General features: G+C 66.8%; 10 protein-coding genes. 2 read left to right on the top strand and 8 right to left on the bottom strand.

Annotation, left to right across the window (positions count from 1 at the left end; translation table 11 throughout):
* Window positions 1-170 precede the first annotated feature (170 nt).
* The gene (gene serB, locus AC2T4A_RS07895; RefSeq protein ID WP_416750777.1) at window positions 171-1,391 is read right to left on the bottom strand and encodes a phosphoserine phosphatase SerB; all 1,221 of its coding nucleotides are present in this window, start codon (window positions 1,389-1,391) and stop codon (window positions 171-173) included.
* A gap of 234 nt (window positions 1,392-1,625) precedes the next feature.
* Between serB and AC2T4A_RS07890 the strand changes: the two genes are divergently transcribed.
* A complete protein-coding gene (locus tag AC2T4A_RS07890; RefSeq protein WP_416750779.1) occupies window positions 1,626-3,182 on the top strand; it encodes an AhpA/YtjB family protein in 1,557 nt (518 codons plus the stop codon).
* A gap of 49 nt (window positions 3,183-3,231) precedes the next feature.
* Window positions 3,232-3,768 carry a metal-dependent hydrolase gene (locus AC2T4A_RS07885; protein WP_486743041.1) on the top strand — a complete coding sequence of 179 codons (537 nt, stop codon included), beginning with the start codon at window positions 3,232-3,234 and terminating at the stop codon, window positions 3,766-3,768.
* Between the two features lies 1 nt (window position 3,769).
* On the opposite strand, the gene AC2T4A_RS07880 is transcribed toward AC2T4A_RS07885, so the two are convergent.
* The 7 genes from AC2T4A_RS07880 to parE form a co-directional block, all read right to left on the bottom strand.
* The gene (locus tag AC2T4A_RS07880; RefSeq protein ID WP_416750783.1) at window positions 3,770-5,008 is read right to left on the bottom strand and encodes a metallophosphoesterase family protein; all 1,239 of its coding nucleotides are present in this window, start codon (window positions 5,006-5,008) and stop codon (window positions 3,770-3,772) included.
* Complete coding sequence (locus AC2T4A_RS07875) at window positions 5,008-6,564, bottom strand: ArnT family glycosyltransferase (RefSeq protein ID WP_486743660.1); 1,557 nt, start codon at window positions 6,562-6,564, stop codon at window positions 5,008-5,010. Before AC2T4A_RS07875 ends, AC2T4A_RS07880 begins: the two co-directional genes overlap by 1 nt.
* Before the next feature lie 244 nt (window positions 6,565-6,808).
* Window positions 6,809-7,531 (bottom strand): PqiC family protein, encoded by a 723-nt coding sequence (locus AC2T4A_RS07870; RefSeq protein ID WP_416750785.1) that lies wholly within the window; start codon window positions 7,529-7,531, stop codon window positions 6,809-6,811.
* 151 nt (window positions 7,532-7,682) lie between these two features.
* Window positions 7,683-9,947 (bottom strand): DNA topoisomerase IV subunit A, encoded by a 2,265-nt coding sequence (gene parC / locus AC2T4A_RS07865; RefSeq protein WP_486743040.1) that lies wholly within the window; start codon window positions 9,945-9,947, stop codon window positions 7,683-7,685.
* A 7-nt stretch (window positions 9,948-9,954) separates the two neighbouring features.
* A complete protein-coding gene (locus AC2T4A_RS07860) occupies window positions 9,955-10,479 on the bottom strand; it encodes a retropepsin-like aspartic protease family protein (protein WP_486743039.1) in 525 nt (174 codons plus the stop codon).
* Window positions 10,476-11,516: an esterase-like activity of phytase family protein gene (locus tag AC2T4A_RS07855; RefSeq protein WP_416750791.1), complete on the bottom strand. Its 1,041-nt coding sequence runs from the start codon at window positions 11,514-11,516 to the stop codon at window positions 10,476-10,478. The genes AC2T4A_RS07860 and AC2T4A_RS07855 overlap by 4 nt, the downstream gene beginning before the upstream one ends.
* Window positions 11,516-13,411 carry a DNA topoisomerase IV subunit B gene (gene parE, locus AC2T4A_RS07850; RefSeq protein WP_416750793.1) on the bottom strand — a complete coding sequence of 632 codons (1,896 nt, stop codon included), beginning with the start codon at window positions 13,409-13,411 and terminating at the stop codon, window positions 11,516-11,518. Before parE ends, AC2T4A_RS07855 begins: the two co-directional genes overlap by 1 nt.
* Window positions 13,412-13,417: the final 6 nt, after the last annotated feature.

Genomic DNA, 13,417 nt, shown 5'->3' with positions numbered 1-13,417 from the left:
GAACCTGTAGGAGCGAGCTTGCTCGCGAACAGAGTCAACCCGCACCACACATGCTGGGCGTGTTCGCGAGCAAGCTCGCTCCTACAAAAAGCGCACTCGAGCCTGCGAGACAGGAACGACCGCAACAAAAAAGCCGCCCTTAGGGGCGGCTTTTTTGTTAGGGCGACAACTCAGCGTTCGTCAGCACCTTCGCGGTCGCGGAAACCGAGCAGATAGAGGATGCCGTCCAGCCCCAGGGTGGAGATCGCCTGCTTGGCCGACTGCTTGACCAGCGGCTTGGCGCGGAAGGCCACGCCCAGGCCGGCCAGGCCCAGCATCGGCAGGTCGTTGGCGCCGTCCCCCACCGCAATGGTCTGCTCCAGCTGCAAGCCTTCCTTCGCTGCCAGTTCACGCAGCAGGTCGGCCTTGCGTTGGGCGTCGACGATGGGCTCGATGGCCACGCCGGTCAGCTTGCCATCAACGATCTGCAGTTCATTGGCGAACACATAGTCGATGCCCAGTTTCGCCTGCAGCTGCTTGGCGAAGTAGCTGAAGCCGCCGGAGAGAATCGCGGTCTTGTAGCCCAGGCGCTTGAGCTCGGCGAACAGAGTCTCGGCGCCTTCGGTCAGGCGCAGCGAGGCGCCGATCTCTTCCAGCACGTCCTCGGACAGCCCCTGCAACAGCGCCAGGCGCTCCTTGAAGCTGGCACGGAAGTCCAGCTCGCCGCGCATGGCGCGCTCGGTGATCTCGGAGACCTGCTCGCCAACGCCGGCGGCCTTGGCCAGCTCGTCGATCACTTCGGCTTCGATCAGCGTCGAGTCCATGTCGAACACCGCCAGGCGGCGATTACGGCGGAACACCGAGTCCTGCTGGAAGGCGATGTCGACGTTCAGTTCCTGGGCCACGCTGAGGAACTCGGCACGCAGCGCGGCCGGGTCAGCGGGTTCGCCACGTACGGAGAACTCGATGCAGCCCTTGCCCTCGTCGGCCGGCATGTCCAGCGGCATACGCCCGGACAGGCGGTCGATCTGGTCGATGTTCAAGCCGTACTTGGCGGTGATCGAGCTGACCCGCTGCAGTTGCTCGGCGGTCACCCGGCGCGTCAGCAGGGTAACGATGTGGCGCGGCTTGCCCTGGCCACCGACCCACTGGCGGTAATCGTCTTCGGACACCGGGGTGAAACGCACCTGCTGGTCGAGTTCGTAGGCCGTGAACAGCACGTCCTTGAGCACCGACGAAGCCCGCTCGTTATCCGGGATTTCCACCAGGATGCCGAAGGACAGGGTGTCGTGGATCACCGCCTGGCCGATGTCGAGGATGTTCACGCCACCCTGCGCCAGGACGCCGGTAATGGCCGCGGTGAGGCCGGGGCGGTCTTCCCCGGTGATGTTGATCAGGACGATCTCGCGCAAGGCGCTGCCTCCGCCATGGAAAAAAGGCGGTCATTCTACCTGCTTTCACCGCCTGCGGATGCTCCGCTCGCCCGTCCGCCCACCGATCAAGGGACGCCACCGCCGATCGGAATGCACGGCAGATCGACACACCGCGCGGACTTTCGCCGCCTTGACTGCGCCTGCGGCGCTTTGCCCCCCGGTAGGGCCTCGTTATACTGCCCCGCATCTGCCCTAGAGAAGACCGAGCCCGCTGTGACCCGGCCCACCTCCGTCAAGCCCGACAATTTCTTCCTGCTGCTCTTCCACGCCCTGCGCCAGCGCCGCGTGCCGATCGCCCTGCGCATCGCCGTCCACAGCTTGCTGTTGGTGGCGACGGCCCTGGTGATCTACGCCTGCGTGATGGGCCTGCAGTTCAAGCAGGCCATGCAGCAGCAGGCCGACGCCCTTGGCCAGAGCCTGACCACGCAGACCGCGCAGTCAGCCACCGAGTTGCTGGTGTCCAACGACATCCTCAGCCTCAACGTGCTGCTCAACAACCTGACCAAGAACCCGCTGGTGGCCCATGCGGCGATCTACAGCGTGGACAACCGCATCCTTGCCGAATCCGGCACGCGGCCCAAGCAGGGCCTGCTGGGTGACGCCGAAGGCCTGTACTCCACGCCCATCACCTTCCAGGAAGTGATCGCCGGCCACCTGCGCATCAGCCTCGACATGCACCAGTTCGAGCAGCCGATGACTGTCAGCCTGCAGAGCATGGGGCTGATCAGCCTGATCCTGTTGCTGCTCACGCTGACTTTCGGCCTGCGTCTGGGGCGGCAGATTTCCACGCCGCTGTTACAGCTTCGTGTCTGGCTGCGCGACCCGGACGACAGCGCGCCGGGCGCCGGCCTGCAGAACGAGATCGGCGACCTCGCCCGCCAGCTGCAGGCGCGCCTGGCGCCGGAGAAACCGCCGGCCCCCGAGCCGGTGGTCAGCGCCCCCGCACCGCGCGCGAAAGCGCCCGCCAAGAACGCCGCCAAGGAACCGCTGCTGGAAAAAGCCGGCACCGCTGACGAACACGAGTTCGACGAGAACATCTTCTCCGACGAAGAATTGCTCACCCCTGCCGCACGCCGCAAGGCCGACGCTGACGATGACTTCCCCGAGGAAGAGTTCGAGGCCGTGGTGGAAGAGGAAGCCGAAGACGAGATCGGCGTCGAGGAAGAGCCCGAGGCCGAGCCGGAGCCGGTTTCCGCCGGCACCAGCGCCGTGCTGGCCGTGCAACTGGGCGCCCAGGAACAACTGCGCCGCCTGCCGCGCGCGCGCCTGGTCGACCTGCTGGAACGCTACCGCGATTGCCTGGAGCAGGCCGCACGCCTGTACAAAGGCACGCTCTACACCCTCAGCGACGGCGGCAGCCTGATCCTCTTCCACAGCCGCGACCAGGACGAGGAATTCCTCACCAACGCGCTGTGTTGCGGCGAGCTGATGCGCGCCCTGGGCCATGCCCTGCAGATCGAAGTGGCCGACAGCGGCATCACCCTGCAACTGCAACTGGGCCTGGTGCTGGGCGAGGACGTCGCCGACCTGGAACAGGCCGAGCTGCTGCAGGACTCCGCCGCGCAGGACGCCCTGGCGCTGAGCCAGCACAGCCGCAATCTGCTGCTGGTGGAAAAAACCATCGGCGACGATGAGAAAGTCCGCGAGCGCGCACGTATTCGCCCCATCGCCAGCCCGGAAAATGCCTGCTGCGTGGAGTGGCTGAAAGAGCCTTATCCTTCCATGCTCGAGCGCCAGCTGTCGCGCATGCGCGCCCTGCGCACCACCTGACCCCAATAGAAAGAAAGGGGGCCGCCAGGCCCCTCGTGGAAAGGATTCCATGACCACCCTGATCACCCACCCCCTGCCCGCGCTGGCCATTGGGCTTGCGCTCGGCTCACGCCTCATCCCGCCGCGCCTGCTGCTGGCCGGCATGATCGCCACCTGCCTGCCCGACCTCGATGTAGTCGCCTTCAAGCTGGGCATTGCCTACCACGACGCCTTCGGCCATCGCGGCTTCAGCCATTCCCTGCTGTTCGCGGCGTGCATGGGGGTGCTCGGGGCGCTGTGCAGCCGCCTGCTGGGCAGCGGCCCACTGAAAGCCGGCCTATGGATCGGCCTGGCGACCGCCTCCCATAGCGTGCTGGATGCCATGACCGACGGCGGCCTGGGCGTCGCCTGGTTCTGGCCCTGGAGCGACCAGCGCTACTTCCTGCCGCTGCATCCCATCGAGGTTTCGCCCATTGGCCTGTCGCGCTTCCTCAGCCCACGCGGGCTGGAGGTGCTGATGTCCGAGGCGCGCTGGGTCTGGCTGCCCTGCCTCGCTGTGGCGCTGGCAGGCATCGGCCTGCGCCGGCTGCTTTGGCGCAACGCCTGACTCAGCGTTTGCCGAGCTGCACCTGCAGCTGCTCCAGCAACGACGCCTGCATGCCCTCCACCGGCAACTGGGCGCTGTAGCCCTGGAAGCTGCCGAAGCGCTTCTGGTAGTCCAGCTCGATCTGGAAGCGGTTCTCCCAACCAGGAGAGTTCGCCGGCATCAACTGGTCACAGTCACGGAGCACCTGGGGCGATTCGCAGGGCGTATAGGCCTGCGGGTAGACCTGGCGCTTCCACAGCACCCAGGGCGACAGCGACAGGGCGGCAAGGCGGTTGCGCCGCAGGTCCAATTCCAGCAACTGCATCAGGCCGTTCCCGCCCAGATACTGGTGCTGGTAGTCGACCATCACCATGTCCACGCTGTGCCCCAGGTCGTTGAGCATCCGCGTGTGCGCAGCGCCGTCGGCGTGGGCATTCAAGGTGAGGAACACCTGGTCGTTGCGGCGGATCAGCCGGTCCCACAGGAGCGTGCCACTGGCGTTGTCCTCGCGGGACAGCTCCGCCACACCGGCGGCGCTGCGCCGCAGGATGCTGTGGGAAGCGAGGATCACCGGCACATGGGGATGCTCGTCGAGGACGCTCTGCGCCCACACCAGGGTCGCCTCAGAGGGACTCCAGTCCAGGGCCAGCAGCAGGAACGACTGGCCGTAGCGCTGGAACAGGTGCACCTGGCTCAGCCCCTTCGGGTCACTGCCGACATAAGTGCTCTGCCAGGCAGCGCGCTCGGGGCCGAAGTGATCCTTGAAGCGGTCGAGGAAGGAGCGACGGTCATCCGTGCTGGCTTCTTCGTGCACGTCGCGCTCGCCGGTGGCGATGCTGTAGGGCACGCCACGCTCCTCCAGCGTGCGCATGGCGCCGCTGGCGGTCTGCCACTGGGTGGCGACCCCGGCGTTTTCCACCACGTCGCCCAGGTGCACCACCAGCGGAACCTGCAGCACCTCGGCATGCTTGGCCAGCCAGAAAGTCTGGGCGAAGAAAGCCAGCGCCGGCTGGTACGGCAGGTCGGGGAAGCGCTGCTCACTGCGGAACAGGTGGCGCTTGCGGTGGTTGTTCTCCGCATAGAACTGGGTGTCCGGCAGCAGCGGCAGCACGAAGCTGCCCCCGCCGGAGACGATCTCCAGGGGCGGCAGCGGGTGCTGGCGGAAGAACGCCTGGTCCCGCTCGACCACACCCTGGGTATCGGAATCATCGCAGCCGCCCAGCAGCAAGCAGCAGGCAAGTAGGGAAGTCAGTGCTTTCATCACGGCGTATTGCCCGCTCCGGGGAGGCGCAGCAGGCGGTAGGTGTCATTGTCGAAACGGCCTTCGAACAGCTGCTGCGAGGCCGTGGGCAGGGCAGCCGCGATACGCTCGGCATCGCGCGCCTGGATCATCAGGTAGAGCGGTCCCCGTTGCGCCGCCAGCTGCTCGGGACGATCCAGGAACAGCGGCTGCAGGTCACGATCGAGGTTGACCATCAGCTTGATTGCCCGCGCATCCGGCGCCATCCCATACAGCGCAAGGGGTTCAGGCTGCGCATCGAGTTGACGGAGCAGCTCGCGGGAGAACGCCTGGCTGTCGTACAGACGGTGCTCCACCGGCTCGAAGACCAGGATGTAGCTGGCCCACAGCGCCAGCGCGGCGCCCAAAGCCGGCCCCGCCGGCCGGCGCCAGCGCAGCGCGCCGAACGCCAGCAGCGCGGCGAGCGCCACGATGCAGGCCGGCAGCCGCCATCCCAGCTCGGCGAGCTCCTGCGGATAGCGCTTCCAGGCCAGCCACAAGCCAGCCAGCAGCAGGGCCGGCAATGCCAGCCACAGCCCACGCAGCAAGCCACGCAGGACCTGCGCCAGTCGACTGCCGGCGACCATGAAGGGGTAGCCCGCGACGATCGCCGCCAGCGGTGCCAGCGCGACAATGTAGCGGGCCTTCTTCGCCTGCGGCACCGACAGACCGGCCATGACCACCAGCGCCGCCAGGGCGCATCCTGCCACCAGCCGGAACGCTGGCTCGCGGCGACGCTGCCAGAGCAGCACGAGCGCCGGCAGCGCCAGTGGGAAGGCCAGTGCGTAGTTGCCCAGGGAACTGCGGAAGTAATACAGCGCATCGCTGGAACCGGCGGAACCGTCCAGACGGCCGATCACCTGCATCTGCAGGACATCCTGGACGAAAGCTTCGCCGCCCGCCGAGCGCGCCAGGGTGATCAGCACGAACACGCAGAGGACCAGCAGCGCTGCCGCACTCGCCGAGAAGGCGAACAGGGGCCTGCAGCGCCGGTCCAGCAACAGTTGGCTGCACACCATGCCCGCCGGTACCACCAGCCCCAGCGGGCCGCGCAGCGCAAAGCCGACGAACAGCAGCGGCAGCAGGCGCAGCAGCATGCCCGGCACGCCATGGCGATCGGCGTGGAAGGCAACGTAGAAGGCCAGCAGCCCCACGGCGGCGACCATCAGGTCGAGGGACACGGCGCGCGTCTCGCTGACGAAGGTGGCGGTCAGCAGCAGCATCGCCACGCTGATCAGCGCCCAGGAGCGCGAGAATGGCGCCACCAGGCGATACACCACCCCGGTGCAGATTGCCCCGGCCAGCGCGGTCGGCAGCCAGGCGGTGAGCTCGGTGACCCGCCCCAGTGGCAGCGACAGCAGGTAGGTCAGGAAGGTCGAGGTAGCCGGATAATCCGGATAGGGCGCGCCGTAGGTGGTCGGGAACCAACCCGGCCCGTGGCGCAGCATTTCGCGGGCGAACAGCACGAACCGCGAGTCGAAGCCAACGAAGGCATCACCCTGCACGCCGAGCAGGAACAGCACCAGCGCCGCCAGCATGACGCAAAGTGTCTGACGCCTCAGGGCGGAATCCGCCTGAACACTGGAGGTGGGGGGGAATGACGACACGCGCGAATCTCTCGCAGACTCCGCGCGGAAACGTCCGGGCGCCAATAGCCTGCACAAGCGCCCGTAGATACCACGCAGACCGTCAAGAAGATGTCAAAACCGGCCAAGGCAGAAACAAAACGGCCCACAAAGCTATGCCTTGCGGGCCGTGAATACTGCGATGGTCGGCTGCGACCTAGAAGCGGTAGACCTCGACATCAGTGCGGATCGGCACCACCAACGGGATCTTCGGCCCTTCTTCCTTGGGCTTGACCGCCTGATCGGTATTGGCCACCTGCGGCTTGCGCGGCGGAGCAGCCTGCTGCTCGGCAACTGCTGCAGCGACCGGTCGCACATCACGGGCCAATTGCGCGGACAGTTTGCGCAGCAGGTCACCCTGGGCGCGCACCTGATCCTGCACGCTGCCGGAGTGCGCCTCTTCCTCACGGAAGACGCGGCTGTCACGCAGCTCGCCCTTCTGGTCGAGCAGGCGCCAGCGCGCTTCCAGCACCGCCGGCTCCTTGGGGCCGGAGTCCAGGCGGCTGATGGTCAGCATGACCTGAACCTGCGGGGTGAAGCCGGGCTTCTCCGGGAACAGCGCCAGGCGCGTGCTGTCCAGCTCGCCCGAGAGCAGGCGCATCAGCTGCTGGCTGACGTTGGTCTCGAGGCTGCCGGCCCAGCGGGCTTCGGTCGACAGATTGAGGATACCGTCGGCCTGGCGCTGGACCATGGTCTCGCGCTTCAGGTAATCGGCCAGGGATACCGGACCGAGCAGTACTGCGACACCGTTGTCACGGGTCGGGACGGGAACCGCGCCCGCATCCAGCTGGTACAGCTGGGTCGGTCGATTCACCGTGCAACCCGCCAGCCCGAGGAGGCTGACGAGGGAAAGATAGGCCAAGGCGCGCAATGCGCTCATCTGGATCACCGTCATTCGCCGAATTTCGGCGCTACTTCCAACAAAACCAATATGACTACAGGCAACGCGCCAAGGCGCCGGTTACCCAAAGGGACGTATCATCCCTTAACCGGCGCCTCAGCTCCAGAGGCAGAATGTATCGGGCCGCGTTTCAATCCTGAAACAGCGATTCTACCAGCAACGCGTCCACTCGCTGGAAACCACGCGGCAGTTTATTCCCGCGGCGGCCCCTCTCGCCCTTGTAGTGCTCCAGGTCGTCACCCTTGAGCGAGAGCGTCCGCTTGCCGGCCTGCAGCACCAGGGTCGCGCCCGTCGGAAGAACGGCGAGGTCGGTGAGGTACTCCTCGCGGCTCGCCACGCGGTCGCCCGGCACGCTGATGATCTTGTTGCCCTTGCCCTTGGCCAGTTGCGGCAGATCCGAGACCTTGAACAGCAGCAGGCGGCCCTCGGTGGTGACCGCGGCGATCCAGTCCTGTTCCAGATCATTCACCGGCCTGGGCGCCATGACCTGCGCGCCATTGGGCAGGCTCAGCAGTGCCTTGCCGGCCTTGTTCTTGGCCTGCATGTCCTCACCCTTGGCGACGAAGCCGTAGCCGGCGTCGGAGGCCAGCACATACAGCGCATTATCCTCCGGCAGCAGGACGCGATCGAAGGAGGCGCCCGGCGGCGGCGTCAGACGGCCGGTCAGAGGCTCACCCTGGCCGCGCGCAGACGGCAGGCTGTGGGCAGCCAGCGAGTAACTGCGGCCGGTGGAGTCGATGAACACCGCGTACTGGTTCGAACGGCCCGGCGCAGCCGCCTTGAAGCCGTCGCCGGCCTTGTACGAAAGCCCCGTGGCGTCGATGTCGTGGCCCTTGGCGCAACGCACCCAGCCCTTTTCGGACAGCACCACAGTCACCGGCTCGGTCGGCATCAGCTCGGTTTCCGACAGGGCACGGGCTTCGGCGCGGGCGACGATGGGCGAACGGCGTTCGTCGCCGTAGGTTTCGGCGTCGGCGATCAGCTCGTCGCGCACCAGTTTGCGCAGCTTGGCGTTGGAACCCAGGATCGCCAGCAGCTTGGCGCGCTCCTTGGCCAGCTCGTCCTGCTCACCGCGGATCTTCATCTCTTCCAGACGCGCCAACTGACGCAGGCGGGTATCGAGGATGTAGTCGGCCTGCAGTTCGGAGAGCTCGAAGCGCTGCATCAGGACCGGCTTGGGCTGGTCCTCGGTGCGGATGATATGGATGACTTCGTCGAGGTTGAGGAAGGCGACCAGCAAGCCTTCCAACAGGTGCAGGCGCTTCTCGACCTTGTCCAGGCGGAACTGCAGGCGGCGGCGCACGGTGTCGGTGCGGTAGGTCAGCCACTCGCTGAGCACCTGGCGCAGGTCCTTGACCTGGGGTTTGCCGTCCAGGCCGATGACGTTCATGTTCACCCGGTACGAGCTTTCCAGGTCGGTGGTGGCGAACAGGTGGGTCATCAGCTCTTCGGCATCCACGCGGTTGGAGCGCGGGATGATGACGATGCGGGTCGGGTTCTCGTGGTCCGACTCGTCGCGCAGGTCGGCCACCATCGGCAGCTTCTTGGCCTGCATTTGGCCGGCGATCTGTTCCAGCACCTTGGCCCCGGAGACCTGGTGCGGCAGCGCGGTGACCACGATGTCGCCGTCCTCGACGCGGTACACGGCGCGCATGCGCACCGAGCCGCGGCCGGTTTCGTAGATCTTCTGCAGGTCGGCGCGCGGGGTGATGATTTCCGCTTCGGTGGGGAAGTCCGGGCCCGGCACGAAATCGATCAGGTCGGCGACGGTGGAGCCCGGGTTATCCAGCAGGTGCACGCAGGCAGCGGCCACTTCGCGCAGGTTGTGCGGCGGAATGTCGGTGGCCATGCCCACGGCGATGCCGGTGGTGCCGTTGAGCAGCAGGTTGGGAAGCCGCGCCGGCAGCACGGCCGGCTCGTCCAGCGTGCCGTCGAAGTTCGGCACCCAGTCCGCGGTGCCCTGGCCCAGCTCGGACAGCAGGGTCTCGGCATAGCGCGACAGACGGGCCTCGGTGTAACGCATGGCGGCGAAGGACTTGGGATCGTCCGGAGCACCCCAGTTGCCCTGGCCATCCACCAGCGGGTAGCGGTAGGAGAACGGCTGCGCCATCAGCACCATGGCTTCGTAGCACGCCGAGTCGCCGTGGGGGTGGTACTTGCCCAGCACGTCGCCGACGGTACGCGCCGACTTCTTGTGCTTGGAGTCGGCGTCCAGGCCCAGCTCGCTCATGGCGTAGACGATGCGCCGCTGCACGGGCTTGAGACCGTCGCCGATGTGCGGCAGGGCGCGGTCCATGATCACGTACATGGAGTAGTTCAGGTAAGCCTGTTCGGTGAAGTCGGCCAGTGACCGGCGCTCCACGCCCTCCAGACTCAGATCGAGGGTTTCGCTCATGCGTGCCTCACGGTGTAGATCGCTGGCGCAGCACCAGGGTGCCGTCCTGCTGGGTGAAATCCAGTTGTCTGAGTGCGCTCATGCCGAGCAGCACCTCGTCGCCTTCCATGCCCGGCGCGATCAGCGCCGGCACATCGGTCAGGCGGATGTCGCCAAGCTGCAGGCTGGGCAGGCGCGTACGCCAGCCCTGGCTGCGGCCGTTGGCGGTGTCCAGAGTGATCGGCAACCCGCGCGGCAAGCCGAGGCGGTCGGCCAGACGCTGCGGCAGGGCTACCTGGGTGGCGCCGGTATCGAGCATGAAGGTCACCGCCTCGCCATTGATCCGGCCGTCCGCCACATAGTGGCCGGCGCGGTTGCCCACCAGCCGCACTTCCACTTCGCCGTTGGCGCGAGTCGATTGCGGCTGCGGATTGGGATTGTGCTGGCGAGTTTCCCAGGCGCCGAAATAGTGGGTGGCGAGCAGGATGCCCGCGCCCCAGGCGAGGAGCATCATGATCTTGCCGATCCGCTTGCCCGGCATCGCGTCGCTCATTTGCCACCGAGCCAGCCGCCGGCCGGCGCCGCGAAGCGCAGTACGTAGGGGCGACTGTCACCGTCGGCGCGAGCGTGCTCGCCGTTGTCCAGACCGATCCAGGCGCCCTGGTCGTCGAGTATCAGCGCTTCGGCCACGCCGTAAGGCAGTTCGTAGCGCCGCTCAGGGGCCAGCGCACCGGCGGCGAAGGACCAGCACAGCTCCTGCGCGCCAGTCTTCGGATCGCGTCGGCAGATCTGGTGCGCCAGGCGTTCCAGGGTGAACAGCTTGTCCTTGTACAGCGCCAGGTCGGAGAAATCGATCGGCAGGGCGCGCTCGGCGCCCAGCTCCGGCGGCGGCAGCGCGGTGCCACCTTCGCTGAGCATCACGCAGTTGCCTTCGCACTTCCAAGTGCCATTTTCACTGTGCACCTTGAGCAGACCGCGGCGCTGGCGCTCGGCGGCCAGCCACAGCTGCTTGCCGTCGGCGCTGATGGCGATGCCTTCGTAGAGCGCGTTGAATTCCATCAGCAGGCCACTGGCGCGCGCCTGGCGCAGCAGGTTCTGCGGCAGCGGCAACCAACTCGGCTCACCAACGGCAGGCAACAGCAGGACAGCCGCATAACCTTCGCTGACCACATAGCGGTTGCCCGCCTGATCACAGCTGATGCCTTCGAAATCCATGGCGCCACCGCGCAGCAGGCCGCCCACGGTGACCCGCGCACGAGTCCCCCAGGACAGGCCGCTATCGGGCGTACCCGGAACCACGAAGGGTTCGGCGGAGGCCTGCCAGGCCTTGCCCGGCGTCTCGTCGATCAGCAGGCGATAGATACGGTCGTCGTCGCGGTCGGACACCGTCCACATCTCATTGCCGCACAGCGCCAGCCCGGACAGGTTGCCACTGGGCATGCCCTCCACCGGATGCTCCGCGACGAACTGCAGCGACGCCGGCGCCAGCGGCGCTGCGACCGGTGCGACATCCTTCGACGCCTGCTCGGGTGCCTGGGCAGCAACGGCGAGGCCAGCGAACAGCCAGGAGCAGGCCAGCAGCCAGCGCATCAGGCGAAGTCCGCCAGGTTGCCCTTGGTTTCCAGCCAGGACTTGCGATCGCCGGCGCGCTTCTTGGCCAGCAACATATCCATGATTTCCAGCGTGCCTTCGGCGTCTTCCAGGGTCAGCTGGACCAGGCGACGGGTGTTCGGGTCCATGGTGGTCTCGCGCAGCTGGGGCGGGTTCATCTCGCCCAGGCCCTTGAATCGGGTGACCTGCGGCTTGCCACGGCGCTTCTCGGCGGCCAGGCGATCGAGGATGCCGTCGCGCTCGGCTTCGTCCAGGGCGTAGAAGACTTCCTTGCCCAGGTCGATACGGAACAGCGGCGGCATGGCGACGTAGACGTGGCCGGCTTCCACCAGCGGGCGGAAGTGACGGACGAACAGCGCGCACAGCAGGGTGGCGATGTGCAGGCCGTCGGAGTCGGCGTCGGCGAGGATGCAGATCTTGCCGTAGCGCAGCTGGGACAGGTCGGCCGCGCCCGGATCGACGCCGATGGCGACGGCGATATCGTGGACTTCCTGGCTGGCGAGCACTTCGCCGCCGTCCACTTCCCAGGTGTTCAGGATCTTCCCGCGCAGCGGCATGATCGCCTGGAATTCCTTGTCGCGCGCCTGCTTGGCCGAGCCGCCGGCGGAGTCACCTTCCACCAGGAACAGCTCGGCGCGCATCGGGTCCTGCCCCGCGCAGTCGGCCAGCTTGCCGGGCAGCGCCGGGCCCTGGGTGATTTTCTTGCGCTCGACCTTCTTGCCGGCCTTGAGGCGGCGGCCGGCGTTGCTGATGGCCAGTTCGGCCAGCTGCAGGCCCAGTTCGGGATGGGCGTTGAGCCACAGGCTGAAGGCGTCCTTGACCACGCCGGAGACGAACGCGGCGGCCTCGCGGGACGACAGGCGCTCCTTGGTCTGGCCAGAGAACTGCGGCTCCTGCATCTTCATCGAGAGGACGAAGGCGATGCGCTCCCAGACGTCTTCCGGGGCCAGCTTCACGCCGCGCGGCAGCAGGTTGCGGAATTCGCAGAACTCGCGCATCGCATCCAGCAGGCCCTGGCGCAGGCCGTTGACGTGGGTGCCGCCCTGGGCGGTGGGAATCAGGTTGACGTAGCTTTCCTGCAGCGATTCGCCGCCCTCGGGCAGCCACAGCAGAGCCCAGTCCACCGCTTCCTTGTTGCCGGCCAGCGCGCCGCAGAACGGCTCGTCAGGCAGGCGCAGGTGTTCGGAAACCGAGTCGACCAGGTAGGAACGCAGGCCGTCCTCATAATGCCATTCGATGCGCTCGCCGCTGGATTTGTCCTCGAAGGTCACCAGCAGGCCCGGGCAGAGCACGGCCTTGGCCTTGAGCACGTGCTTGAGGCGGCTGACGGAGAACTTGTGCGAATCGAAATACTTGGCGTCCGGCCAGAAGTGCACGCTGGTGCCAGTGTTGCGCTTGCCGACGGTGCCGATCACTTCCAGGTCGCTGGACTTGAAACCGTCGGCGAAGGTCATGCGGTACTCGTTGCCGTCACGCTTGACGCGCACCTCGACCGTGGTCGAGAGCGCGTTCACCACCGAGATGCCCACACCGTGCAGGCCGCCGGAGAACTGGTAGTTCTTGTTGGAGAACTTGCCGCCGGCGTGCAGCTTGGTGAGGATCAGCTCGACGCCGGGCACGCCCTCTTCGGGGTGGATGTCCACCGGCATGCCGCGGCCGTCATCGATCACTTCCAGCGAGTTGTCCTCGTGGAGGATCACCTGCACGCTCTTGGCGTGGCCGGCGAGGGCTTCGTCGACGCTGTTGTCGATGACTTCCTGGGCCAGGTGGTTGGGCCGGGTAGTGTCGGTGTACATGCCCGGGCGCTTGCGCACCGGATCGAGGCCGGAAAGAACCTCGATGGCGTCTGCGTTATAGGCGTTCTGCTGGGCCATGGGGTT

This window comes from Pseudomonas sp. PVC-3-1 (genome assembly GCF_057444315.1).
The sequence above is the reverse complement of the archived record's forward strand: the minus strand, read 5'-3'. Positions and strand labels throughout refer to the sequence as shown.

Coding starts and splice junctions, on each gene's coding strand:
- AC2T4A_RS07885 (WP_486743041.1), top strand. CDS start 3,232: ATGACCACCCTGATCACCCACCCCCTGCCCGCGCTGGCCATTGGGCTT.
- AC2T4A_RS07880 (WP_416750783.1), bottom strand. CDS start 5,008: ATGAAAGCACTGACTTCCCTACTTGCCTGCTGCTTGCTGCTGGGCGGC.
- AC2T4A_RS07875 (WP_486743660.1), bottom strand. CDS start 6,564: ATGCTGGCGGCGCTGGTGCTGTTCCTGCTCGGCGTGCAGGGTGATGCC.
- AC2T4A_RS07870 (WP_416750785.1), bottom strand. CDS start 7,531: ATGAGCGCATTGCGCGCCTTGGCCTATCTTTCCCTCGTCAGCCTCCTC.
- parC (WP_486743040.1), bottom strand. CDS start 9,947: ATGAGCGAAACCCTCGATCTGAGTCTGGAGGGCGTGGAGCGCCGGTCA.
- AC2T4A_RS07860 (WP_486743039.1), bottom strand. CDS start 10,479: ATGAGCGACGCGATGCCGGGCAAGCGGATCGGCAAGATCATGATGCTC.
- AC2T4A_RS07855 (WP_416750791.1), bottom strand. CDS start 11,516: ATGCGCTGGCTGCTGGCCTGCTCCTGGCTGTTCGCTGGCCTCGCCGTT.
- parE (WP_416750793.1), bottom strand. CDS start 13,411: ATGGCCCAGCAGAACGCCTATAACGCAGACGCCATCGAGGTTCTTTCC.